17 protein-coding genes are annotated in these 24,436 nt (G+C 58.3%); 12 read left to right on the top strand and 5 right to left on the bottom strand.

Annotation, left to right across the window (positions count from 1 at the left end):
• Positions 1–6 precede the first annotated feature (6 nt).
• The 4 genes from HUW35_RS00580 to HUW35_RS00565 all read left to right on the top strand — a co-directional run bounded on the left by HUW35_RS00580 (position 7) and on the right by HUW35_RS00565 (position 4,794).
• Positions 7–798: a UDP-2,3-diacylglucosamine diphosphatase gene (locus HUW35_RS00580; RefSeq protein ID WP_181253802.1), complete on the top strand. Its 792-nt coding sequence runs from the start codon at positions 7–9 to the stop codon at positions 796–798.
• Positions 795–2,471 carry a lysophospholipid acyltransferase family protein gene (locus HUW35_RS00575; protein ID WP_181253801.1) on the top strand — a complete coding sequence of 559 codons (1,677 nt, stop codon included), beginning with the start codon at positions 795–797 and terminating at the stop codon, positions 2,469–2,471. The genes HUW35_RS00580 and HUW35_RS00575 overlap by 4 nt, the downstream gene beginning before the upstream one ends.
• Positions 2,472–2,581: 110 nt before the next feature.
• Positions 2,582–4,012 (top strand): nodulation protein NfeD, encoded by a 1,431-nt coding sequence (locus HUW35_RS00570; RefSeq protein ID WP_255463393.1) that lies wholly within the window; start codon positions 2,582–2,584, stop codon positions 4,010–4,012.
• Positions 4,013–4,032: 20 nt separating this feature from the next.
• Complete coding sequence (locus HUW35_RS00565) at positions 4,033–4,794, top strand: slipin family protein (RefSeq protein ID WP_181253799.1); 762 nt, start codon at positions 4,033–4,035, stop codon at positions 4,792–4,794.
• Positions 4,795–4,886: 92 nt separating this feature from the next.
• Here the strand turns inward: HUW35_RS00565 and pgi are convergent, their stop codons facing one another.
• The 3 genes from pgi to nhaC form a co-directional block, all read right to left on the bottom strand.
• Positions 4,887–6,500: a glucose-6-phosphate isomerase gene (gene pgi, locus HUW35_RS00560; protein WP_181253798.1), complete on the bottom strand. Its 1,614-nt coding sequence runs from the start codon at positions 6,498–6,500 to the stop codon at positions 4,887–4,889.
• Positions 6,501–7,450: 950 nt separating this feature from the next.
• Complete coding sequence (locus HUW35_RS00555; protein WP_181253797.1) at positions 7,451–8,551, bottom strand: DUF3549 family protein; 1,101 nt, start codon at positions 8,549–8,551, stop codon at positions 7,451–7,453.
• 102 nt (positions 8,552–8,653) lie between these two features.
• Entirely contained in the window at positions 8,654–10,171 is a 1,518-nt protein-coding gene (nhaC, locus tag HUW35_RS00550; protein ID WP_370464606.1) for a Na+/H+ antiporter NhaC, read from the bottom strand.
• 338 nt (positions 10,172–10,509) lie between these two features.
• Between nhaC and HUW35_RS00545 the strand changes: the two genes are divergently transcribed.
• From HUW35_RS00545 to betB, 8 genes are all read left to right on the top strand, one after another.
• Positions 10,510–11,685: a 1-acyl-sn-glycerol-3-phosphate acyltransferase gene (locus HUW35_RS00545; RefSeq protein WP_181253796.1), complete on the top strand. Its 1,176-nt coding sequence runs from the start codon at positions 10,510–10,512 to the stop codon at positions 11,683–11,685.
• A gap of 154 nt (positions 11,686–11,839) precedes the next feature.
• The gene (dinG, locus tag HUW35_RS00540; RefSeq protein ID WP_181253795.1) at positions 11,840–14,011 is read left to right on the top strand and encodes an ATP-dependent DNA helicase DinG; all 2,172 of its coding nucleotides are present in this window, start codon (positions 11,840–11,842) and stop codon (positions 14,009–14,011) included.
• A gap of 14 nt (positions 14,012–14,025) precedes the next feature.
• The gene (locus HUW35_RS00535; RefSeq protein ID WP_181253794.1) at positions 14,026–14,352 is read left to right on the top strand and encodes a YqcC family protein; all 327 of its coding nucleotides are present in this window, start codon (positions 14,026–14,028) and stop codon (positions 14,350–14,352) included.
• A 200-nt stretch (positions 14,353–14,552) separates the two neighbouring features.
• The gene (locus HUW35_RS00530; protein WP_181253793.1) at positions 14,553–15,224 is read left to right on the top strand and encodes a RimK/LysX family protein; all 672 of its coding nucleotides are present in this window, start codon (positions 14,553–14,555) and stop codon (positions 15,222–15,224) included.
• A gap of 107 nt (positions 15,225–15,331) precedes the next feature.
• Entirely contained in the window at positions 15,332–16,864 is a 1,533-nt protein-coding gene (locus HUW35_RS00525; RefSeq protein ID WP_181253792.1) for an inactive transglutaminase family protein, read from the top strand.
• Positions 16,864–17,850 (top strand): alpha-L-glutamate ligase-like protein, encoded by a 987-nt coding sequence (locus tag HUW35_RS00520; RefSeq protein ID WP_181253791.1) that lies wholly within the window; start codon positions 16,864–16,866, stop codon positions 17,848–17,850. The genes HUW35_RS00525 and HUW35_RS00520 overlap by 1 nt, the downstream gene beginning before the upstream one ends.
• 254 nt (positions 17,851–18,104) lie before the next feature.
• Complete coding sequence (locus tag HUW35_RS00515; protein WP_181253790.1) at positions 18,105–18,869, top strand: TorF family putative porin; 765 nt, start codon at positions 18,105–18,107, stop codon at positions 18,867–18,869.
• Positions 18,870–18,975: 106 nt separating this feature from the next.
• Positions 18,976–20,430, top strand: a complete 1,455-nt coding sequence (gene betB / locus HUW35_RS00510; RefSeq protein WP_181253789.1) for a betaine-aldehyde dehydrogenase — start codon at positions 18,976–18,978, stop codon at positions 20,428–20,430.
• Positions 20,431–20,440: 10 nt separating this feature from the next.
• Here betB and betA read toward each other — a convergent pair whose 3' ends face one another.
• Both betA and betT read right to left on the bottom strand, forming a co-directional pair.
• Positions 20,441–22,129, bottom strand: coding sequence for a choline dehydrogenase (gene betA, locus HUW35_RS00505; RefSeq protein WP_181253788.1), 1,689 nt, complete (start codon positions 22,127–22,129; stop codon positions 20,441–20,443).
• Between the two features lie 8 nt (positions 22,130–22,137).
• Positions 22,138–24,204 carry a choline BCCT transporter BetT gene (betT, locus tag HUW35_RS00500; RefSeq protein WP_181253787.1) on the bottom strand — a complete coding sequence of 689 codons (2,067 nt, stop codon included), beginning with the start codon at positions 24,202–24,204 and terminating at the stop codon, positions 22,138–22,140.
• Between the last annotated feature and the right edge of the window lie 232 nt (positions 24,205–24,436).

Below are 24,436 nucleotides of genomic sequence, written 5' to 3'. Positions count from 1 at the left end.
TTGCCAATGAGTAACCGCTATCGCGCACTGTGGATATCCGATGTTCACCTGGGCAGCCGGGACAGCGAGCCGCAACGGCTGGCGGACTTCCTCGCCCAGAATTCGGCGGATACGGTGTATCTGGTGGGCGATATCTTTGATATGAAAGCGCTCTCCCAGGGCAAGGGCAGCTGGTGCCAAGCCTCGAGCCTGCTGCTCAGCATGCTTTCTGAAATCAGCTGCAATACTCCCGAAGTCATTTACGTCCCCGGTAATCACGATGCACCCATGCGCAGCTGGGCGGGCAAGCGCCTGGGCAATATTCGCGTGGAGCGGGAGTGGACTCACACCGCCGCGGACGGCAAACGCTACTGGGTAACCCACGGTGACCAGTTCGAACACCACATCCAGATCAATCCCGTCAGCTACCACATTGGTGATCAGAGCTATTACCTGATGTTGCGCTTCAATCGCTGGATCAATTACTGGCGCAGCCGCTTCGACAAGCCCTGGTGGTCCCTCGCCAACCATGTAAAGAACCGCGTAAATGCGGCGCGCCGGATGATGAACAAGTTCGAAGAGGTGGCGATTCGCGAGACCAGCAGACGGGGTTTTGACGGCGTCATCTGTGGACATATCCACCGCGCCGGTATCCGAAACAGCAGGGTGCAGGACAGTGCGGTCACTTATGCCAACTGCGGGGACTGGGTGGATTCGATGACTGCGGTTGTGGAAGAAAAAAGCGGAGCACTGAATATCCTGCATTGGCACCGCACGCCCAAAATTGCTCGCATCATGACAGAGGCGGTAGCCGCATGATCCAACTGGAAAGCCTGTTACAGAAAAACCCCTGGTACCGTGCGGCCCCGGGAAGCCCGGCGCGGCGGCTGATTTCGGCCACGGTCAAGAAGATCTGTTGCGAGCAGCAACTGCAGCAGTTCGGTCGCGAATTCCCCCATCTGGGCGGGCTCGACTTTATCCGCCAGGTGTTCCGCTCGTTTGATTTTCACTACGACGTCAATCTGGCGGAATTGGAGAGGATTCCCACGGAAGGGCCGTTGGTGATCGTTTCCAACCATCCCCTGGGTAGTCTCGATGGGCTTGCTCTGATCGACATGGTGGCGCGGGTTCGCAAGGATGTAAAAGCTGTGGCCAGCCAGCTGCTGTGGAATATCGAACCACTGCGAGGTTACTTGTTGCCCGTGGATAACTTCAATGGCCGCACCCGCCGCGAGGATGTGGACGGTATTTACCGTCACCTGCGCACCGGCGGTGCCATCATCGTCTTTCCCGCCGGTGAAGTCTCTCGTCTGACTCCTCAGGGGGTGCGCGACGGCCGCTGGAACCCGGGGTTTATTCGCTTTGCCGACAAGACCAATGCACCCATTTTGCCGGTGCAGGTGCGCGGCAGAAACTCCCTGTGGTGGTACGGCCTGTCCATGGTGAACAAGCCGCTGTCGACCCTGTGGTTGATCCGGGAGATGTTCAAACAGGTGCGCAAAGGCATCGACATCCGCATCGGTACGCCGGTAACACCGGAGCACTACCGGGATTGGCCCATGGCGCCGCGTGCCCAGGCCAAGCTGTGGAAAAAGCAGGTTTACCGACTGCATAAAAACCCGCAGGGGCTGGCGCCGGAACCCATTGCCGGTGCAGAGGTCCCCTCCGAGGTCGCCGCCGTACTGGCGAGCTGCGAGACCCTGGTGGCGCAGGGTGAATTTGAGGTGAAACTCTACCGTCAGAAATCTGATTGCCCGGTAATGCGCGAGCTTTCGCGACTGCGGGAAATCGCCTTTCGCGCTGTAGGGGAAGGTACCGGCAATAGTCGCGACTGGGATGCGTTTGATGCCTGGTACGACCATCTGCTGTTGTGGGACAGGGAGCGCCAGCAACTGGCCGGTGCTTATCGCCTGGTGAGTACCGATGGTCTGACCGCGGACAAAATCTACAGCACCACCCTGTTCAATTATTCCCGCGCACCGGAGGAGTGTCTGCCGGCCTCAGCGGAACTGGGGCGCAGCTTTCTACTGCCGGAATACTGGCGCAGCCGCGGGTTGGATTTACTGTGGGGTGGGATCGGCCAGTGGATTCTGCGCAACAACCGCCGCTATCTGTTTGGTCCGGTATCCATGCCCGGCAACTTTTCCCGCCGGGCAAAGTCTGCCATCGTGCGTTACTTCCTGCACCACTTTGCTACCCGGCAACCCATGGGCAACGCGCGCCTGCCGTTTATTGAAGCCCGCGATGATCTACCGGAGCTTACCGGCAGTGCCACTAACGATATGCTGCAGTTGAAGCGGATCCTGAAAGAAGAGGGCGTAGTCCTGCCCCCGCTTTTCAAGAAGTACACCGCTGTAACCACCCCCGGCGGTACCAGCTTCCACGCATTCAATATCGACCCGGATTTCTGCGATTCAGTGGATGGCCTGGTGGTGGTAGACCTGGAGAAAATGGATCCCAGGTTTGCGCGACGTTATCTGGCGCAAGGTTAATGGCGGCAATTTGACGACGCGCGTGTATCCGGCGGCTCAATCCCTTTAACCTCGTTTTGTTCTGTTACGCTTGTATCTCCTTTCCCTCTTTCGCACCCGGGATAATGGTTATGAACAAGCGGTTGTCGAAAGGAGTACTCGTTTGCCTGCTGCTTTTGGTGGCGCAGGTTACGCCGTTGTGTGGTTTTACTCAGGAATCCGAGACGCCAGAAAACAGTCCGCATATTGCGGAACTTTCCATCAATGGTCCCATTGGCCCGGCCACCACGGATTATCTGGTTCGCACCAGTGAAACTGCCCGCGAAAATGGCGCACGTCTGTTTGTTGTGAACATGGATACGCCGGGCGGCCTGGATGCCGCGACCCGCGATATTATCCAGCATATTCTCGCTTCCGATATTCCCTATGTAACCTACGTCACGCCCGCCGGTGCCCGCGCTGCCAGCGCCGGCACCTATATTCTTTACGCCAGCCATGTGGCCGCCATGACGTCCTCAACCACACTGGGCGCCGCCACACCGGTACAGATTGGTGGTATGCCCGGACAGCAGGAACCGCAAAAGCCGCCGGGGCAGAAACCGGAGAAGACGTCACAAGAGGCCGAGCCGGCGGACTCTGCGGATACGGACGGGGAGAGCGAATCCGAAAAGCAGGGCGGCACTGCGATGGAGCGTAAAGTCATCAACGATTCGGTGGCCTATATCCGTGGACTGGCCAACCGCCACAATCGCAATGCCGACTGGGCAGAAAAAGCGGTGCGCGATGCGGCAACCCTGACGGCGAAAGAGGCGCTGGCGGAAAATGTGATCGATGTGGTGGCGGACAACCAACAGCAATTGCTTGCGCAGTTGGCGGGTCGCGAAGTGGTGATGGCCTCGGGCAAGCAGCAAATCGCCGCAGAAACCACAAGGCTTCCGGTAGTGGCCTACGAGCCGGACTGGCGCAACGAACTATTATCCCTGATCACGAATCCTCAGGTGGCCTACATTCTGTTGCTTGTGGGTATCTACGGCCTGATTTTCGAGGGCTACAGCCCGGGGGCCATTGTGCCGGGCGTGGTTGGCGTCATTTGCCTGCTGCTGGCGTTTTACGCGCTACAGGTGTTGCCGGTCAACTATGCGGGGCTGGCATTGATTGTGGTCGGCGCATTGCTGATTGCCGCGGAACTGTTTGTACCAAGCTTCGGCGCGCTGGGTATTGGTGGCGTAGTGGCTCTGGTCATCGGCTCTGTACTGTTGATCGACAGCGATGTACCGGGCATGCAGGTGTCCAAGGGCTTGATTGGCGGTATTGCCGGTGTCAGCGGTCTGGCACTGCTCGGGATTTTATACGCGGTGGGCAGCAGCCTGCGCAAGCCAAAAATCGCTGCTAATCAGGCGATGGTGGGGCGAACCGCGGTGGTGACAGAGGTTGAGCCCAGATTGCTGGTGAAGATCGATGGGGAAATCTGGAGCGCCCGCTGCGACAACCTGTTGACGGAAGGGCAGCTGGTGCAGGTAGTGGCGGAGCAGGGGTTGGTGTTGCAGGTACAACCGGAATAGGGACGAACGGGAGCAGGTTTATGGTGAGCTATTTTGCGAGTCTATTAGCGCTGGCGGTTGTACTGCTGGTGATGTATGCCATCCGGGTGCTGCGAGAGTATGAGCGCGCGGTGGTATTTTTTCTGGGCCGCTTCCAGGCGGTAAAGGGGCCGGGGTTGATCATCATTATCCCGGTTATCCAGACTATGGAGCGAGTGGATTTGCGCACGGTGGTGATGGATGTGCCGACCCAGGATGTGATCAGTCGGGACAATGTTTCGGTAAAGGTAAACGCAGTGGTGTATTACCGGGTAATTGATCCACAGTCAGCGATCATCAATGTGGAAAACTATCACGAGGCGGTGAGCCAGCTTTCGCAGACGACCCTGCGTTCGGTGCTGGGCAAGCACGAGCTGGATGAGATGCTGTCCGAGCGGGACAAGCTCAATGTGGATATCCAGAAAATCCTTGATGAGCAGACCGATGCCTGGGGCGTGAAGGTCACCAATGTCGAGATCAAGCATATCGACCTGGACGAGAGCATGATCCGCGCCATTGCCCAGCAGGCCGAGGCAGAGCGTTCGCGGCGGGCGAAGGTGATTCATGCAGAGGGGGAAGCTCAGGCGGCGGCAAAGCTTACCGAGGCCGCGGATCAGCTGTCCAAAAACTCAAATGCGATTACGTTGCGTTATATGCAGACGTTGATCGATATTGCTGGGGAGCAAAATTCCACGATTGTGTTCCCGTTGCCGATGGACTTGATCAAGCCGTTACTGGAGCAGCAGGCTCGGAAGATTGATTGAGTATGGTTGTTCCGGTTAGATGATTCGGTGGCGGCAAAGGTAATGGCTTTGCCGCCACCGAGTGACCTCAATGATTGCCACCAAACGCGTGTTTATTTAAGAAGCAGTTTCATCAGGTGTGCAGTAGATCCGTCCCAATCCGCGGGAATCTCACCCTCGATCGCATCGTGTACCGCGTTGCCGAGTACCTTGCCCAGTTCCACGCCCCACTGATCAAAAGGATTGATATCCAGCAGGCAGCCGAAGGTGAACACCTTGTGCTCATACAGCGCCAGCAGGCTGCCCAGATGGAAAGGATCCAGCTTCTCCACAACCAGGGTATTGCTCGGACGGTTGCCCGGGATCACCTTGTGTGGCGCCAGCTGGTGTACTTCCTTGTGCGTGTGGCCTGAGGCCTCCAGCTCCTTGCGGGCCTCGGCCAGTGATTTGCCGCGCAACAGCGCCTGGCTCTGGCTCAGGCAGCAGGAAAGCAGCCACTGGTGTTGCTCCTCGAGCTCCGATGTTGGCTGCTTGATCGCCACAAAATCCGCAGGAATCATATCCGTGCCCTGGTGCAGCAGCTGGTGGAAGGAATGCTGGCCATTACTACCCTCGGCACCCCAGATCACACTGCCACTCGGATAGGGCAGCGGCTGGGCATCGCGGGTCACGCTTTTGCCCAGGCTCTCCATATCCAGCTGCTGCAGCCACGCCGGGAATTTTGCCAGGCGCTGTGCGTAGGGAAGGACGGCGAGGCTGCCGGCGCCCCAGCACTGGCGGTACCAGAAGTGGATCAGCGCCATCAGCACCGGCAGGTTTTGTGCAAACTCCGCTTCTGCGAAGTGGGTATCCATGGCGTTGGCGCCTTTCAGCAGATCGCTGTAAACGTCAAAGCCGCAGGCCAGGGCGATGGGCAGGCCAATAGCGGACCACAGCGAATAGCGGCCGCCAACCCAGTCCCACATGGGAAAAATATTCTGTGCAGCAATACCGAAATCCTGCGCCGCCACAATGTTGCTGCTCACTGCCACAAAATGCTTTTCCAGGTCGGATTTTGCACAACCCGCGTCGAGCACCCACTGACGCGCTGAGAGGGCGTTCTGACGGGTTTCCAGGGTTGAGAAGGACTTGGAGGCGACGATGAATAAAGTCTCGTCAGCGGGCAGGGAGGCAATGGTATCGCTCAGGTCGGCACCATCGATATTGGCGACAAAGTGCACCTTGAGGTCATCCTTGTGCCAGGGGCGCAGAGCTTCACATACCATGCGCGGACCCAGGTCGGAGCCGCCGATGCCGATGTTTACCACATGGCGAATAGGCTTGCCGGTAAAACCGGTCCAGCCGCCGTTGTGGATCTGTGCCGCGAACTTTTCCATCTGCTCGCGGCAGTCTGCTACTGCGTGTTCGTGTTCCGTCTTGGGCTCGCCCTGAAAACGCAACGCCGTGTGTAGAGCGGGGCGATGCTCGGTGTTATTGATGGGGGCTCCTGCAAACAGTGCCTCAATGCCACTTTTCAGCTTGGCTGTATCTGTGTATCCGAGCAGTAACTGCAGGGTCTCTGCACTGAGCAGGTTTTTGCTGTAGTCGAGGTAAATCCCCGCGGCTTCGGCACTGAAAACCTGTGCCCGGTTGGGGGTGGCTGCAAACAGGTCTCGCAGTGACCAGCGCTGCTGGTCTTTGTGTTGTTGCAGTTTGGAGATGGCGGCAGACAGGGGAAGAGCATCCATGATCAATAATTATTCGCTTTTAGAAAGAACGGGATAGGCGCAAATATTAACGGCATTTACCCCGCTGGGCCAACTCGGGGTGTGAATGTTGCGGGGCGTGGCAGCAGAGCACGGTAAGGCGGCATCATCGTGCAATTGCGCACATTTTTAAGGCAGGGAAATTCTGGGTATATCTGAGCGGTGCCTGAAAATCAGGAGGTCAGAATGTGGTTGGGAGGCGAATTGGGAGAAGCGACAGGCAAGGCGTAATTATGGGGGGGCAGAAATGCAAAATGCCGCTTCGAAAAGCGGCATTTGCATGAACCTGGTACGAGAGTGATTATTTAACCACTTTCATACAGCGCACATTATCGGATGCCATCCAGCAATCCGCGTCCGCAGGACAGGCCATGGAAGTCGGAATTTGTTCTGAGCCCGGAGGGCAGGCGGCCGGCATCGGAGCCGGTGCACAACAACCTGCGAGGACCAGTGCACATATAATTCCGGTTAAGTACTTGGCTGGAGTGAAATTCATCCCCTAACTCCTTTCCGTTGATGTTAGTCAATAGCATAGACAATAAAACGTCACCTGTTTGGTGTGCTTTGTAAAAATCTTTTCTACAAACATACCGCCCAATGGAGTGTAATAGGCGCGCGGTTAAAATAGCCGCCAGAGGTGAATTCAGGATAAAACGGCCGCCAGTTTGTCGCGCGTGTAAGCCTGAATTTAAAGGGTTATCCGCCAAATTGCGCCCAGGTTCACCGCAGCGCAGACAAGAATTTTTTTTCGGGGTGTGAAAAAAAATTCTTTTTCCTTCCCGGCCGAAAAAATACGCTGCATCGTGCGCCAAAGCTGCGATAAAACGACGCCGCAGCCTTTTACAAACTCGATGAATTGCGCGCATATTTTTATGCGCGCTGCGAATACAGGGTAGAAGGGGGGATACTTTGGCGCGTGAATGTTGCTCCGCTTAATTTCCGCTGGGCTGCAGAAATTCGCCAAATGCGTGCGCGACGGACTCTTTTCGCTCCGGATTGCGCAATACGCCCAGCAGCACGTTGCGCAACTGGGGGAGGAACAGCAGGTCGGTGAGCAGCAGGTTAAAGGTCTGCTGGGGCTGGCTGGCGCTGAGATTTTCCAGCCAGAGCTGTGCCAGCTCTGGAACGAGAAGGTCTTCACTACAGCGACTGCCGATGGCTGCGAGTACTTCACCGTTGGTGGCGGCATCACTTTGCAGTACCCGCAACAGGAACTGTTGGCGCATACCAGTGGCGATACTGTGGGACAGGCCGCGAATCACTGCGATAACCAGGTTCAGGCCATTCTGCTCGGGGGCGCCGCCAGCGAGTACCTGTTCCGCGCGCAGGATCAGCGGTTCCGCCAGGTGGTGGTCAATGGCTTCACTCTCCAGGCACTGGCACAGGGGGATCAGCGCCGGTGCGGCGAAACACGGGATGCTCCCCGCGAGCCGGTCTCGCTGTTCTTCCCAGCGCACTGCGAGGTCGGCAATGCCCTGCAGGGCGAGCTGGTCCCAGGGAAATGACGCCGGATCTTTGGCGTAGGCCTGGGCTGCTGGGTAGTGGTCACTGGCAGGCCGCTTTAGCTGTTTAGCGGCCTTGGCGTGGAATACCGCGCGCTTCTCCTCAGGCGGGGTGAATACCAGCCCGCTGTCTTCCAACGCCTGTTGCAGGTATTTGGCCGGATCCTTCTCCCCGTTGCCCTCTGGATACAGCGCCTGTTGCAGTTGTTTCAGGAAACGGTCGCGGATGGGCAGCAGCAGTTTGCCCTGCTCATCCAGCGGCAAGCGCAGGAACCACACTACCGGGTCGCCGCCCGCAGCCTCATCCGCTGGCCACAGCAGCAGGCCGCACCAGGCCTGGCGAAGATACGGGTGTGGCCATGGGGCCGCGCCTTCTTCAAACGCTTGAGCGGCTTTCTTGCTCACTGGCTGGATTCGGCGACCGACGTCAAACCAGCGCAGGTTAAAGTCGGCGGACGCTATCAAGTCGGAGAGTGTGGATGCCGGCTGTGAGCCGGGCTGGGATTCGGAAACGGGGGGCTTCTGGTTCACGGGGCAGATGTTCTTGATAAAAGAGAAATATTACACGGTGTGGGCGAAGCGCGTGGGACGCTTCGCCCGGTACTGCGGGAAATAGTGCAGTGGGGAGGGGGGCTATCCGCGCGCCTCAGCCACCGGAAGTTGCACCTGCTTGCCCAGAGGCATCTGCTTGAAGTGCAGCCAGCCATAGGCGATGGCGAGCAGGGGGCAGATGATGTTGAACAGGGCGAAGGGGGCATAAGTGAATGTGGCAATACCCAGAGTCGCGCTCATATATGCACCACAGGTATTCCAGGGGATCAGCACGGAAGTGATGGTGCCGGAGTCTTCAAGGGTGCGAGACAGGTTCAGGCCGTGCAGTCCCTTGTTCTCGAAAGCCTCGCGGAACATGCGTCCGGGAATGATGATCGCCATGTACTGGTCGCCGGCAGCGGCGTTCATGCCGAAGCAGGTAAATACCGTAGAGGTGATCAGGCCGCCCACGGTCTTCACGCCGGACAGCGCCCAGTTGACGATGCGCTCGAGGAAGCCCGCGCGCTCCATCACGCCGCCAAAGGCCATGGCGGAAATGATCAGCCAGATGGTGTTGAGCATACTGCTCATGCCGCCCTTGGAGAGCAGGGAGGCAACCGCCTCATTACTGGACGTGGATTTGTAGCCATCGAACAAACTGTGCCAGGCACCCTTCAGCAGGCTCAGCGGGCCCTCGCCGCCGGCGAGCTGGCGGGTGGCATTGGGTTCGAAGATGATCGCGATCAGGCAGCCTACCAGGGAGCCGATAATCAGTGTCGGGTAGGCGGGAATTTTCTTCCACGCCATAAACAGCAGTAATGCCAGGGGCACCATGCTGATGATGGAAATATTGAACTCGGCCTGCAGGGCGCCCAGCAGCTGCTGGATATCTTCCGCGGAGGCCTGGCCGGTATCAGTGCTGAGGCCAATTGCTGCGAAGATCACCAGCGCGATGGTAAACGCCGGGATGGTGGTCCAGAGCATATGACGGATATGCAGGAACAGGTCGTTGGAGGTTACCGCGGCAGCCACGTTGGTGGTGTCGGACAGGGGGGACATTTTGTCGCCAAAGTAGGCGCCGGAAATGACCGCACCTGCGGTAATCGCCGGGTTAAGTCCCAGTGCACCGGCAATTCCCATCAGGGCCACGCCCAGGGTGCCGGCAGTGGTCCAGCTGGAACCGATGCTCAGGCCGACGATGGCGCAGATGATACAGCTGGCCGCGTAGAACCACTGGGGAGACAGGATCTGAACCCCGTAGTAGATCATTGAAGGGACAGTGCCCGCGAGAATCCAGCTGCCGATCAGCGCGCCGACGGCGAGAAGAATAAGGATGGCGCCGAACACCAGGCCGATGCCGTGCAGCATGCCGCCTTCCATTTCCTTCCAGGTGAATCCGTTTTTCATGCCCACCAGGGCGGCGACACCTGCACACAACAGCAGGGCGATCTGGTTGGGGCCGTACGAGGAGTCGGCACCATAGAAAAATACGGAGAGTGAGAGTAGGGCGATGAGTATCAGTAGGGGGATCAGTGCATCCAGCAGGCTGGGGGTGCGGTGCGACTGCTGCGGGTCTTGCGGGTGCGACTCGCTGGCATTGCTGGAACTGGTCTGGCTCAAGGTGCTCTCCTATTGTCCGGCCAAAGTTTGACCTAAGTGTGGCGTCCCTGCTTTTGGCCGGGCTGCCGGGTCAGATTCTTGTTATGTGTTACGCAAAGCGCCCTATTCTCGGGGCGGGGCCCGTAGATGTCTATAGGCGCCGGGAGGAGGGCACTGGCGCCGCCGGATAACTGCCGGGTCCGTCTTGGTGCTGGCAGTTCTTCCTTGCATCCGGTATGTTCTGCGCCGGTTTCGCCCACAGCCGCTTCGTTATGACGGCATTTGGGCCACTATAAGAAAAAGCCAGAGCGCAGTGACCGCAGAGATCGCGCGCTGGGGTTGGCAGGTAGTTGAATTCCATGAATGCGAGAAATCTGGACACTAGTCAATTCGAAGACATCCGCCCCTATCGGGACGATGAGGTCCGCCCGGCGCTGCGCCGCCTGGTGGAAGACCCCGAAATGTCCCGCGTGGTGGCACACTTTCTGTTGCCCGGTATGGCCGGTAAGCTCGAGCGCCCGCTCGCCTGGCTGGTGCGCCAACTGGTGCGCTTTGAGTTTCGCAATGCCAACAATGTGCGCGGGGTACAGGACGTAATTGCCAAGTATCTGGAGAAGGCGGTCAATCGCACCAGCTGCGGCCTTTCCATCTCCGGTCTGGATACCCTGCCCAAAGATCGCGCCTGCCTGTTCGTCAGTAACCACCGGGACATCGCCATGGACCCGGCGCTGGCAATTCTCGCCATGTACAAGGAAGGCCACGAGACCTCCCGTATCGCCATTGGTGACAACCTGCTGTCCAAGCAATTTGCCACCGACATCATGAAGCTGAACAAGTGTTTCGTGGTGAAGCGCAGCTCCGGCAGCCGCCGCGAGAAGCTGATGGCGGCGACCACGCTATCCCGGTATATCCACCACTCGATCGTGAATGAGAACGAACACGTGTGGATTGCCCAGCGCGCCGGTCGTGCCAAAGATGGGCGCGATCGCACTAATCCGGCGCTGGCGGCCATGTTTGGTATGGCCAAGCCCAAAGAGCAGTCATTTGCGGACTTCTGGCGCGAGCTGCACATTGTGCCGCTCTCTATCTCCTACGAGTGGGATCCCTGTGATCGCTACAAGGCCCGCGAGCTGTATATCACTGAGCACCAGGACGAGTACCAGAAAGAGGCCCATGAGGACCTTGGCAGCATCGCCAAGGGCGTTGTCGGCCAGAAAGGGCATGTCCACGCGGCGTTCGGTACCCCGATCGAGAAAGACTTCAGTGATGTCACTGCGCTGGCGGATGAGATCGATCGCCAGATTATCGGCAATTACGTGTTGCATCCCACCAACCTGATTGCCTACCAGATGATCTACGGTGAGGCTCCGCAGTTGCCGGTAGGCTATCCGGCCAAGCCCTGGCATCCGGACGAGCATCAGGAAATTCGCGAAAAATTCGAGCAGCGTATGGCGGCCATCGACGAGCGCTGGCGAGACAAGGCCATTCAGGGGTATGCCAATCCGGTGGTTTCCCGGTTGGCTTACGAGCAGTAACGATTGCTGATCTTGTGTCGAGAGCGGGCGCTCTGTTCGCCGCCACCGAGGCGGGAATATCCGAGGCGCATAGAATCCGAGTTGGCTAAACCCTGAACAAGCGTGGATAATGGCCGGCTGATTTAACCCTCAATACGAATCCAGCCGGTCCCCAGTGCTCAGCGATAAAGACAAAGAATCCATCCAGAACGCCTACCGTCAGTTCCTCAACGGCCGCGAGCTCAAGGCGCGCTACGGCCAGAAACTGATGATCGCCGCCATCGCCCGCGCCCTCGGCGGAATCGAGCGCAACGGCGCCGGCGAGCGAGACCACGGCAAGACCGACGGCCAGCATATCTGTGTGGTTGAAGCGGGTACCGGTACCGGTAAAACCGTCTCCTATCTGCTGGCCGCTATCCCCATGGCCATCGCCCACGATAAAACCCTCGTCGTCTCCACCGCCACGGTCGCCCTGCAGGAACAGATCATCAACAAAGACCTGCCGGAACTGATCCGGCATTCGGGGCTCAAGTTTGAAGTCTCCCTCGCCAAGGGGCGCGGGCGCTATCTGTGTCTGTCCAAGCTGGACCAGCTGCTCACCGAGCTTACCTCCAGTGGTGTCGGAGCCTCCATGGCCCTCTACGAGGACGAAAAGCCCCAGGTGGACGATGTCGGTATCAAACTGTACCGGGAAATGGCCGACCAGCTTGCCACCGGTAGCTGGGACGGGGACAGGGACAACTGGAAAGACACCATCGAGGGCGAAGACTGGAGCCGGGTCACCACCGACCATCGCCAGTGCAGCGGTCGCCGCTGCCCCCACGTGAGTACCTGCAGCTTCTTCCGTGCCCGCGAGAGTCTGGGCAAAAGTCGGGTTATTGTCGCCAATCACGATCTGTTGCTGGCGGACCTCGCCCTGGGCGGCGGCGCGATCCTGCCGGCACCGGAAGACTCCATCTATGTGCTCGACGAGGCCCACCACCTGCCGGACAAAGCCCTGAATCACTTTGCCCACCACAGCCGCGTCGGCGCCACTACCGGCTGGCTGGATCAGGCGAACAAGAACCTCAGCCAGCTGCTGGGCGAGATCGGCGACGGCGCAGAGCTGGACCGTGCAGGGGAGGAGCTGCCGGCGCTGTTTACTGCGGCAAAGCAGAAGCTCGAGATGGCCTGGCCTTTGCTGGAAGACCTGTGTGAGTTCGATGAAGACCGCCGCGGCGGTGGTTCTGGTCCCGGGCGCAGTGCCCGTCACCGTTTTGAGGGCGGTGTGGTGCCGGAATCCCTGATGCAGCTGGCCGACCAGCTGCGAGAAGATTTCGACGAGATGGAAGCGCTGCTGGGCAAGATGGTGCAGGTGGCCCAGCGTATGATGGAAGACGCTCACAGTCCGGTACCTATTGTCGACCTGGAGCGCTGGTATCCGGTGCTCGGCAGCTGGCATGGCCGCGCCGAAGCCAACCTGGAACTCTGGGCCAACTATTCGCGCGAGGATCAGGGCTCGGTGCCTCAGGCGCGCTGGGTCACACTGGTGGACTGGGGCGGTTCGTTTGATTTTGAGGTGTGCAGCTCGCCGATCCTGGCAGGCAAGACCCTCGAGTACAGCCTGTGGCGACGCTGCTACGGTGCCGTGCTGACCTCGGCCACCCTCACCGCACTGGGGCGCTTTGACCGCCTGAAAATGCGCGCCGGTACCCCGGACAACGCCAGCTACGAGATAGTACCCAGCCCGTTTGATTTCTCCCGCGCGGAGCTGCGGGTGCCGAAGGATGCGGTGGAAGCCAACAATGCAGACCTGCACACGGATGCGGTGATAGCCGCACTGCCAGGTCTGCTGAGCGACAACGGCGAGGACGGCGGTGGTGGTGCTCTGGTGCTGTTTGCCTCCCGCCGACAGATGGAAACCGTGTATGAATCCCTGCCGGGCACCTGGCGCAATCGCATTTTGATGCAGGGGCAGCAGTCCCGCCAGCAGCTGCTGGACAGCCATAAGAAGAGCGTCGACAGCGGTGGGCACAGTGTCCTGTTTGGCCTTGCCAGTTTCGCTGAGGGATTGGATCTGCCGGGGGACTACTGTCGCCAAGTGGTGATTGCCAAATTACCTTTTGCTGTTCCGGATGATCCCATCGAGGCGGCACTGGCCGAGTGGATCGAGGCCAAGGGCGGCAATGCGTTTATGCAGATTACCGTGCCCGATGCCGCGCTCAAACTGGTGCAGGCCTGCGGGCGCCTGTTGCGTACGGAACGGGATAGCGGTGTGATTACCCTGCTTGACCGGCGGATCGTCACCAAGCGCTACGGACGTGCCATGCTGGATTCACTGCCGCCTTTCCGGCGCATGATCAATTGAACTTGTTGGAGCCTATGAAGTCGATCTATCCCGATATCGCCACCCTGTTGCTGGAACTGGAAGCGGAGATGCGCGCTGTGGAATTGTGGGACGCGGAACCGCCGTCTGCGGAGGCGCTGGCCAGTACCCAGCCGTTCTGTGTCGATACCCTGACGTTGCCCCAGTGGCTGCAATTTGTATTTCTGCCGCGTATGAGCCAGTTGGTGGAGCTGGAGCAGCCGCTGCCGGGTAAATGTGGTATTGCCCCCATGGCAGAAGAGTATTTTCGAGGCACCGATCTGCCTATCGCGGGCCTTACCCGCAAGCTGCTGGATATCGATGAGCGGCTGGAGCGGGGCTGAGGGCGCCGCTGTTAATCCGCTGTAGCACGTCATTTTATCCCGCAGTCGGTGCAGTCGTCCGGCGTATAGGGTAATATCCGTGCTTTCAAAATTCGGGCGAACATGGACTGCCCGACCGAGATACCGCCAGGATTACTTAAAAAAACAGCGCGCGGGGCTGGTTTCCCGCCCCTAAGGTAGTAATAAAACAGATGCGGTTTTTGCCTTCAATTTGCCTGTTATTGGCCGTTCAGCTGCTCGCCGGTTGTGAGAGCTTTTCCTCTGCCGGTCCCCAGAGCCCGATTGCCGAGCCCCAGCTGCCCGCCGAAACACCCCTGGAGCCTGGCCAGTGCCCGCCCGCGGAAACCGTGGTGTGCGCGGAGCCGGAAGTCAAAGTGGTGGAGCGGGTGATCGAGCGCAACTTTGAAAAGGTTGTCGAAGTTCCCGTAGCCAAAGACAAGCTGGTCCTGGGCTCGGAAGAGTTCTTTACTGTGGAGCCGGGTGATATTCGCCTGCGCGCGCTGGTGGATACCGGTGCAGCCACCTGTTCACTCAGCGTGCTGGAACTGACCCGCTTCGAGCGGGATGGTAACGAATGGGTGCGCTTCAAGCTCGGCGATGGCAGTGATGCCGAGCCGAAGAAAATCGAATTGCCGATCAAGCGTCACGTGCGGGTTGCCCGTCCCGGGTTCGACCGTCAGCGTCGCCCGATTGTGAATATGAGTCTTACCGTGGGTGAAGTTACCCATATGGTGGAAGTGAACCTGGTGGAGCGCGGTGAATTTGAGTTCCCGCTGCTGGTGGGGCGCAACTTCCTCAAAGATGCGGCAGTGGTGGATGTCAGCCGCAAGCAGGTCCAGGGCAAGCCAAAACTCCCTTCCTTCAGTAAATAATTCCTCCGAAACGTGAAAATGTGGGCCGGTCACTGGCAGATCCTCCAGTAACCGGCAAAAATAGGTGGCCAAAAGCTACTTACAATCATTAATTGGGGAAATGGCGAATGTCGCCACGGGCTCAGGTCTATATTCTCGCCGCGCTACTCGCTCTGATGGGCGCCGGCCTCACCATCTACAAAAACGTCGAGCTGGGCTTCCCGCTGTTGCCGGGAGAGTACCGCACCGTGTGGACCATCGAAGCCAAGGTGCGCTTCAATGCCGACGGCGGTCCGGCCAAGGCAGCGCTCACACTGCCCCGCGCCCAGCGCAATATGGAAGTGCTGGGGGAAACCTTCAGTTCATCCGGCTACGGTTTCAACGTCATCCGTGAGGATGACGAATACCGGGCCGTGTGGGCCAAGCGCCAAGCCTCTGGTGTGCAGTCGCTGTTCTATCAGCTGGATGTGCACCAGACCCCGGGCGCGGCCCTGGAACAGCCACTGGACCTGAGTACCAAAGTGGTGGCGCCACTGTTGGGCGCGCGCGAGCAGGAAGCCGTGCGTCAGGCAATCTTCTCGCTGGTCGGCACCGCGCGGGAGCGCTCCTCCGACACCCGCACCTTTACTTCAGAACTGCTCACGGCCCTGGGGGATAACCGCAACCAGGACCGGAACCTGATCTTCGGCTATTACAAAGACCGCTCATTTGTGGATGTGGCGCTGCTGGTCCTGGCGGCGGCAGATATCCCCGCGCACCGGATTCGCGGCCTGTACCTGGAAGATGATCGCCGCCGTCTGGATCCGGAAGACCTGCTGGAAATCTATGATGGCAAGCGCTGGGTGGTGTTTGAGCCCCTTAGCGGATCCCCCGGTGTACCCAAGAACTTCTTTATCTGGCAGCGCGGTGGCAAGAGCCTGCTGGACGTCGAGGGCGGACGCGATTCCGGGGTGACTTTCTCGGTAATCTCCAACGATGTACCGGCGCGGGACGTGGCCATGCTGAGCACCAGCCAGGAAAAAGAAGCCTTGGTGGATTTCTCTATTTACAGCCTGCCCATCGAGCAGCAGAGCATTTTCAAATTGATCCTGCTGGTGCCGGTCGGGGCGCTGGTGGTAGTGCTGTTGCGGGTGTTTGTGGGACTGCGGACTTCCGGTACCTTTATGCCGGTACTGCTCGCCATCGCCTTTATCGAAACCCAGCTGTTTACCGGTCTCGCCATTTTTGTACTGATCCTGATCCTCGGCCTGTGGATCCGTTTCTATCTCAGCAGGCTCAACCTGCTCCTTGTGGCGAGGATCGCCGCCGTCGTGGTGACGGTGGTGATCCTGATGGGGGCGATCAGTGTGGTGAGCTACAAACTCGGTATCGAGCAGGCGCTGACGGTCACCTTCTTCCCCATGATCATTCTCGCCTGGACCATCGAGCGTATGTCCATCGTGTGGGAAGAGGATGGTCCCTATGAGGTGGTGATACAGGCCGGAGGCAGCCTGCTGGTTGCAGTACTCGCCTGGTGGGTGATGACCAACCGCTATATCGAGCACTGGACCTTCAACTTCCCGGAACTGCTGCTGGTATTGCTGGGCTTCATCATGATCGTCGGCAACTACACCGGATTCCGGCTCGGTGAACTGGCGCGGTTCCGCCAGCTGGTGCGCTGATGCAGCTTCCGTCTTTCTTACGTGGCGGGCTGGTTTCGCCCTTCCAACTGCGCAGGCTTGGCGTGTTGGGTATGAACGCGCGCAATGTGCATTACATTGCGCGCTACAACGATCGCGATAAATATCCCATCGTCGATGACAAGCTCAATACCAAGCGCCAGGCCAAGCGTTACCGTATACCGGTGCCCGAGCTGATTGCCGCCTTCGAGACCCAGCCCAGCCGCACGCGCGTGATGGGGGTCATCGAACCGCTGGAAAAGTTCGTGATCAAGCCCGCCAGGGGGTCCGGTGGTAAGGGGATCCTGGTGATTGTCGGGCGCGACGGTGATGAATACCTGAAACCCTCCGGCAGCAAAGTCACCGCGCTGGATATCCAGCGGCACGTCAGCAATATCCACAGCGGTCTCTACAGCCTGGGCGGCAAGCCGGACCGGGTGATGATCGAGGCGCTGGTGGATTTCGATCCGGTATTCGACAAGTACTCCTTCGAGGGGGTGCCGGATATCCGTGTGATCGTGTTCCGAGGTTTTCCGGTGATGGCCATGCTGCGCTGTTCCACCCACGATTCCGATGGCAAAGCCAATCTGCACCAGGGCGCTGTCGGTGTCGGGGTGGATCTCGCCACAGGTAAATCCTGTCATGCGGTGCAGCGGGGCATTCGAATCGACAAACATCCAGATACGGAAATGCCATTTTCCGATCTGGTAGTGCCGGGCTGGCAGGAACTGGTGCGGCTGGCGGCCAGCTGCTATGAAATGACCGGTCTCGGCTATCTGGGCTGCGATATCGTGCTCGATCGCAAACGCGGCCCTCTGCTGCTGGAGGCGAATGCGCGCCCCGGCCTCGCAATCCAGATTGCCAATGGCGTTGGCCTGCGTACGCGGCTGGAGCACATTGAAAAAATGGATCTGGAACAGCTGGAAAAGAATGTGGAGGAGCGGGTGGCTTACTCCATGGATTATTTCTCCGCGCCTCCACTGGTTTAGTGCATACCAGTCGATAAACCTTTGGTTTGAATTTAAAAATGGCGAGCATTTTGCTCGCCATTTTTTTGTCTGTGTAAGTCGTGTATTGCTGACGGAATGGATGCCATTCCGACAAAACCAGCGCATCGACTTTCCCCGTCCTGATTTACATGCCGTCAATTTGCCGGAATTTATATCCCGCGCCCTGCCTTGAACCGCCTGAATCTTATCCTACAGTAAGGGGTGTTTTTAGATTACATCCGAGGATAGAAGGCATGGAAGCAAAATTACGTCAAAGAGCTGGCTTCCTGCATGGGGTGATAGCGATCATTCTATTCAGCGGTTTTGCTGCCAAATCCCTCGCGCAGGAATCCCAAAGTGAGAAAGACACCTTGGGTACCTTTGCCGGCAGCTTGCTGATGGCAAGTGATTACATGTTTCGCAGTATCTCCAACTCTAATGGCCGCCCTCAGGTGCAGGGGGATTTCAATTGGTCCCACGACGGCGGGTTGTATTTGGGCGTCTGGGCGTCAAACACGGATTTTGGCGGCAACGGAAACAGTATGGAGATTGATCCATATATCGGTTTTACCAAAGACATCGGCGACAGTGGTTTCAACTTTGATATTGGATACTGGAGCTATAACTATCCCGGCTCTGAATTCAGTCTGGATTACGCCGAGGTTTATACCTATCTCAATTACTCCAAGGATAAATTTTCTGCCAGTCCCAGCGTCTGGTGGACAGATAACTATTTCGGCGATGATTTTCTCGATGGCGTTTCTGCGCTCGCCTATGAAATAACCCTCGGTTACGAAGTTTGTCCGGGGTTGACGCCGTCACTGCGCGTCGGCGAGCAGACGTTTGGCTCCGGTAACGACAACCTGGATTTCACCTACTGGGATATTGGCGTGGATTATGTGGTCGATGACTGGAGCTTCGGGCTGCGCTGGTACGATACCGATGGTGTGGATCCCTTTCTCGCCAACCCGAAGCTGACCGACGGTGACGTTGTTATCGGCGTTACTCGCAGTTTCTAGCCATTTTCCTGCTGCTGAGTGCTCCTGGTTTTTTGAGTGCGCAGTGTCTTCAGGTAATCACAGTTATTAGGAATCTCACCAGAGGTGAGGGGAAAGGATGCCGGATATGGACGATCAGTTACTCTGGATTCACGGTGAGTATGTGGCGCCGGAAAAAAGCCAGTTCTTTGACACCATCAACCCCGCGACCGGCAAGGTCATCTGCCGGGTTGCGCAAGCCGGGCAGGCTGAAGTGGATAAGGCTGTCGCGTCTGCAAAGCGCGGGCAGGCGGAATGGTCTGCATTGAGTGGGGCCGAGCGCGGTCGTGTACTGGTAAAGGCGGCCCAGCTGTTGCGGGACAACTGTGACGAGCTGGCACGCCTCGAGTCTCTGGATGGCGGCAAGCCACTCGCGGAAACGCCGGAAGCCGACATCGGTTCTGCAGCCGATTGCCTTGAGTTTTTCGGCGGGCAGGCGGCGTCATTGCAGGGAGAGTACCAGGTTGTTCCCGGAGGCTTCTTCTACACCCGGCCCGAGCCGATTGGTATCTGTGCCGGTATCGGCGCGTGGAATTATCCCATCCAGATTGCCGCCTGGAAGTCTGCTCCCGCATTGGCCGCCGGCAATGCCATGGTATTCAAACCAGCGGAGCTGACACCGTTATCTGCCCTGAAACTGGCTGAAATCTACAAGCAGGCAGGCCTGCCTGACGGGGTATTCAATGTGGTTCAGGGGATGGCGGATACGGGAAAAATGCTCACCGCACACCCGGGGATCGCCAAGGTTTCACTGACGGGGGAAGTAGGCACCGGCAAGGCGGTGATGCGTGCTGCTGCGGACTCCCTGAAAAGCGTGACCCTTGAACTGGGGGGCAAGTCGCCGCTGATCGTGTTTGAGGACGCGGACCTGGACAACGCGGTTGGTGCTGCCTTGCTCGGTAATTTTTATACCCAGGGACAGATCTGTACTAATAGTACCCGGGTGTTTGTGCACGAATCGATTCGCGAGAAATTCGTGGACAAGCTGGTTGCCCGCACCAAAAAACTCAAGCTGGGGGATCCTCTGGACCCGGACACCGATGTGGGGCCCATGATCAGCGCGGATCATATGGCCGGCGTGCTGAGCTATATCGAAAAAGGCAAGCAGGAGGGGGGCAAGTTACTCACCGGTGGCGGACAGGCTAAAGTCGAGGGCTGCGAAGGGGGTAACTTTGTCGAGCCCACCATCTTTGATGGTCTCGACGACAAGATGACAATCGTGCGGGAAGAGATTTTTGGCCCGGTGCTGTCGCTACTGGGTTTTAGTTCCGAAGACGAAGTGATCGAACGGGCCAACCAGACCGAATTCGGACTCGCTGGCGGTGTCTTCACCAAAGATATTCAGCGTGCCCATCGTATCGCCGATCGTCTGGATGCGGGCATCGTGTGGATCAATGCCTACAACCTGACCCCGGTGGAAATGCCGTTTGGCGGTTTCAAGCAATCGGGTCTCGGCAAGGAAAACAGCCGCCGCGCCTTCGAGCACTACACCAAACTCAAGACGGTTTATGTGGCCGAAGGCGATGTAGAAGCGCCGTACTGATTCAGCAGGCTCAGCGCTGCGGGGCTTTCTCCCGCTGGCTGGTTTGCCAATCCTTGGCGGTGTAGCTGTCGGCATCGGAAGCGGGCAGCATGCCTTTTCCGCGAATATGGTCCGCGCCTTTTTCCCCGATCATGATGGTGGGGGCATTCAGGTTGCCGTTGGTGACCGTGGGCATGATGGAAGAGTCGACCACCCGCAGATTTTCCACTCCGCGTACCCGGCATTCCGGATCCACCACGGCCAGGTCATCTGTCCCCATACGGCAGCTACCGGCCGGGTGATAAGCGGTTTCAGCGGACTCTGCTACCCAGTTATCAATCTCATCGTCACTCTGAACATCCATGCCGGGCTCAATCTCCCGGCCACGGTAGGGATCCATGGCCGATTGGGCAAAGATCTCCCGCGTAAACTGTAACCCGGCGCGGAATGCCTGCTTGTCTTCTTCCCGATCCAGATAGTTAAAGAACATCTCCGGCTGTTGCCGTGGGTCGCTGGATTTCAGTTTCACCCAGCCACGGCTGAGCGGTTTGTTGCAGCCAAGGTGTGCCTGGAAGCCGTGACCCTTGACCGCACTGGAGCCGTCGTAGGCGATGGCGCCGGCGAGGAAATGATACTGAATGTCCGGCCATTCCAGCCCCTCGCGACTGCGGATATAGCCGTTGGATTCGAAATGGTTGGAGGCACCGAGACCGCGCTTGAACAGCAGCCACTGGAGACCGATCCACGCTTTGGAGAGTGGCCCTAGCGCGCCGTTCAGGGTGATATTCTGGGTACATTCCTGCTGTACCCAGACTTCCAGGTGATCGTGCAGGTTTTGCCCCACGCCTGGCAGGTCGTGGACCACGTCAATGCCGTGCTCTTTCAGGTGTGCCGCGGGGCCGATACCGGAAAGCATCAACAGCTTGGGAGAGTTGAAGGCACTGGCGGAGAGAATGACTTCGCGTTTCGCGCGCGCACGAAATGTTTTGCCATGTTGCTCGTACTCGACCCCGATGGCTTTCTTGCCTTCCATGATGACCCGCGTAGTGAGGGCGTGCATCTTCAGCTCGAGATTACGGCGCGACAGGGCCGGCTTGAGATAGGCCAGGGCGGTAGAGCAGCGGACGCCGTCGCGTACGGACATATCCATACGCCCGAACCCTTCCTGGCGATAACCGTTGTAATCCTCGGTATAGCCGTAGCCCGCTTGCTTGCCCGCTTCGATAAAGGCGCGGTAAAGCGGGTTTTGCATATTGTTGCCATTGCAGGCAGTGATGGGACCCTCACCGCCGCGATAATCATCCTCACCGTAAACACAGGTTTCCGAACGCCTGAAATACGGCAGAACATCGGCATAGGCCCACCCGTTTGCCCCCTGCTGTGCCCACTCTTCGTAATCGCCCTTGCAGCCGCGCACGAAGGCCATGCCATTGATCGACGATGAACCGCCGATGACCTTGCCGCGAGCCTGATGAATACGCCGGTTCTTTAATCCCGGTTCCGGCTCGGTGTAAAACTCCCAGTCGTACTTCGGCATATTGAGCGGGATCGACAGTGCCGTCGGCATACGGATGAAAATGGAATTGTCTTTGCCGCCAAATTCCAGCAACAGCACACCGGTGTCCCGATCCTCGGAGAGGCGGCTGGCGACGACGGCACCGGCGGAACCGGCGCCGACCACGATGTAATCGAAAGTCTGGTCAAAATTGGATTCGGTCATTGCAGTTCTCAAGCGGGGCCGGGTTCATCTTCCTCACCGGGGGTGCGCGTGGCGAGCTCTCGGCGCATGTGCAGGTACTGCAGGTGCGCCTCGAAGTGATCGACGATATCGCCGATCACCTGTTCGCGGGTATAGCCCATGAGGTCGTAGGTAAGCCCGCCTTCGCGCAGGTGCGGTTCCAACCGGAAATAGCTGGACCGGGGTTGCTCGGCGCGCAGGGTGAATGCAGGCATGGAACACTGTCGCGGCCATACCTGATAGGTAAAGTCCACCTCCTCACCGAGTGTTACATTCAGTGCTACGTGCAGGTCATCACCGCCACCCTCAGTAATGTTTACCGGATAGCCTTTCTCGGAAAGCTCCTCTTTTACCGCCTCGAACGCGGGCCGCACGGTGCGCTCGATAAACTGTTCCACCTGTTTGAAGGTCGGGAAGCTGATTGCACGGGCAAGCCGCTGACTCCAGTTGCTGTGTCCTTCGCGGGAGACGGTTCGGCCAGATAAATGACCGGACAAGGCGTCCTGCATACTTGCGGATTTAAGACCTTCCAGGCGCAGTGCCTTGGAGAGCCCGAGCATCATCAGAATCAGGACGAAGGCAAAAGGCAGCCCCATGATCACCACGGCACTTTGCAGTGCTGCCAGTCCATCGGTCATCAATAACGAGAGAGTAACGATGCCGATAATGGCCGCCCAGAGCACGCGCATCCAGGGTGGTGCATCGTGATTGGGGTCCTCCAGCCGACAGGTGAGGTTGGACAGCACCAGTGAGCCGGAGTCGCCGGAAGTGACGAAGAACACAATGGAGAGAATGGTGACCGCAATGGTGGTCAGCGTGGTCCAGGGCATCTGCTCCAGGAACAGGTAAATGGCAGAGCCGGGATTTGCTGTGGCCTCCTTGCCAAACTCTGCCGCGCCCCCCAGCACCATATCGATAGCGGCGTTACCCATGATTGCCATCCACGCTGCCATAAACATAAAGGGCAGTATCAGCGTGCCGGCGACAAACGAGCGGATAGTACGGCCGCGGGAGATGCGCGCGAGAAACAGCCCCACAAACGGTCCCCAGGCAATCCACCAGGCCCAGAAGAAGATGGTCCAGGCGTTGAGCCAGTCCTGTGGTGGATCGAAGGCAAACGTATTGAAAGACAACTCGACAAAGTGCTGTATGTAATCGCCGAGGTTGGTAACGAACGCATCCAGCAGAAAGCGGGTTTTGCCACTAAGTAACACAAACAGCATCAGCGCGATGGCGAGCAGCATATTGAATTCAGACAGTCGTCGAATGCCGCGTTCAACACCGGTAGCGGCCGAGATTGCTGCAAACACCACGATCAGCACCGCGAGCACTGCCTGGGTCGCGGTACCCTCGGGTACGCCGAACATATATTTCAGGCCGAAGTTGAGCTGGATGATGCCAATGCCGAGGCTGGTGGCGACGCCAAACACCGTACCCAGCACCGCGGCAATATCCACGGACGTTCCGATCGGGCCGTAAATACGCTTGCCAAACAGGGGGTAGAGTGCGGAGCGGATGGTCAGGGGCAGTCCGTGGCGATAACTGAAAAACGCCAGTGACATGCCCACCAGGGTATAGACGCCCCAGCCCGATAATCCCCAGTGCAGGAAGGTGATGGCCATGGCCTGACGAGCGGCTTCAATGGTGCCGCCCTCACCCGTTGGCGGAGCGATGAACTGGGTGAGTGGTTCGACAATGCAGTAGAAAATCAGGTCGATACCGATGCCCGCCGCGAACAGCATGGCCGCCCAGGTGACCACATTGAACTCTGGCTCCGCATGGTCCGGCCCCAGTTTGATATCTCCGTATTTGGACAGTGCGACAACAATGACGAAAACGAGGTAAGCGACGATTGCAAGAAAGTAAAGCCAGCCGAAGCTGCCTGAAATCCACGCGAGTACGCCGTAGATGACTTTGCCGGCCTGCTCGGTGAAAAACATGGCCCACAGGGAAAAGAGCGTGATGCCAATGACGGAACTGTAAAACACCTGAGGTTTGAGGCGTGCCTCATCAGCGGTGGCTTTGGATGAATTCTCCGAAGACTTTGGGTTATGCATAGACTTAGCCCGTTTTGCTGTAAGGGCGGCAGGAAAAGGTTGTCCTCAGGATAGTCCATACATCGTTGGTGAACGCGCCGGCATAAGGAGTGGGGCGCCCCGAGTGTTTAACTTATGGACAAAATCGCCAGCAGAAGGGAATTGGTAGAGGAGAACGGGAGAGCGCGAAGAACCGGTAAGGAGAAACAGGGGGAAGAAACTGGTAAGAGGTGCGGGAAAGCGGGGGCTTTCG

The organism is Microbulbifer sp. YPW1 (assembly GCF_013367775.1).
Classification (GTDB): Bacteria; Pseudomonadota; Gammaproteobacteria; order Pseudomonadales; family Cellvibrionaceae; genus Microbulbifer.
The sequence above is the reverse complement of the archived record's forward strand: the minus strand, read 5'-3'. Positions and strand labels throughout refer to the sequence as shown.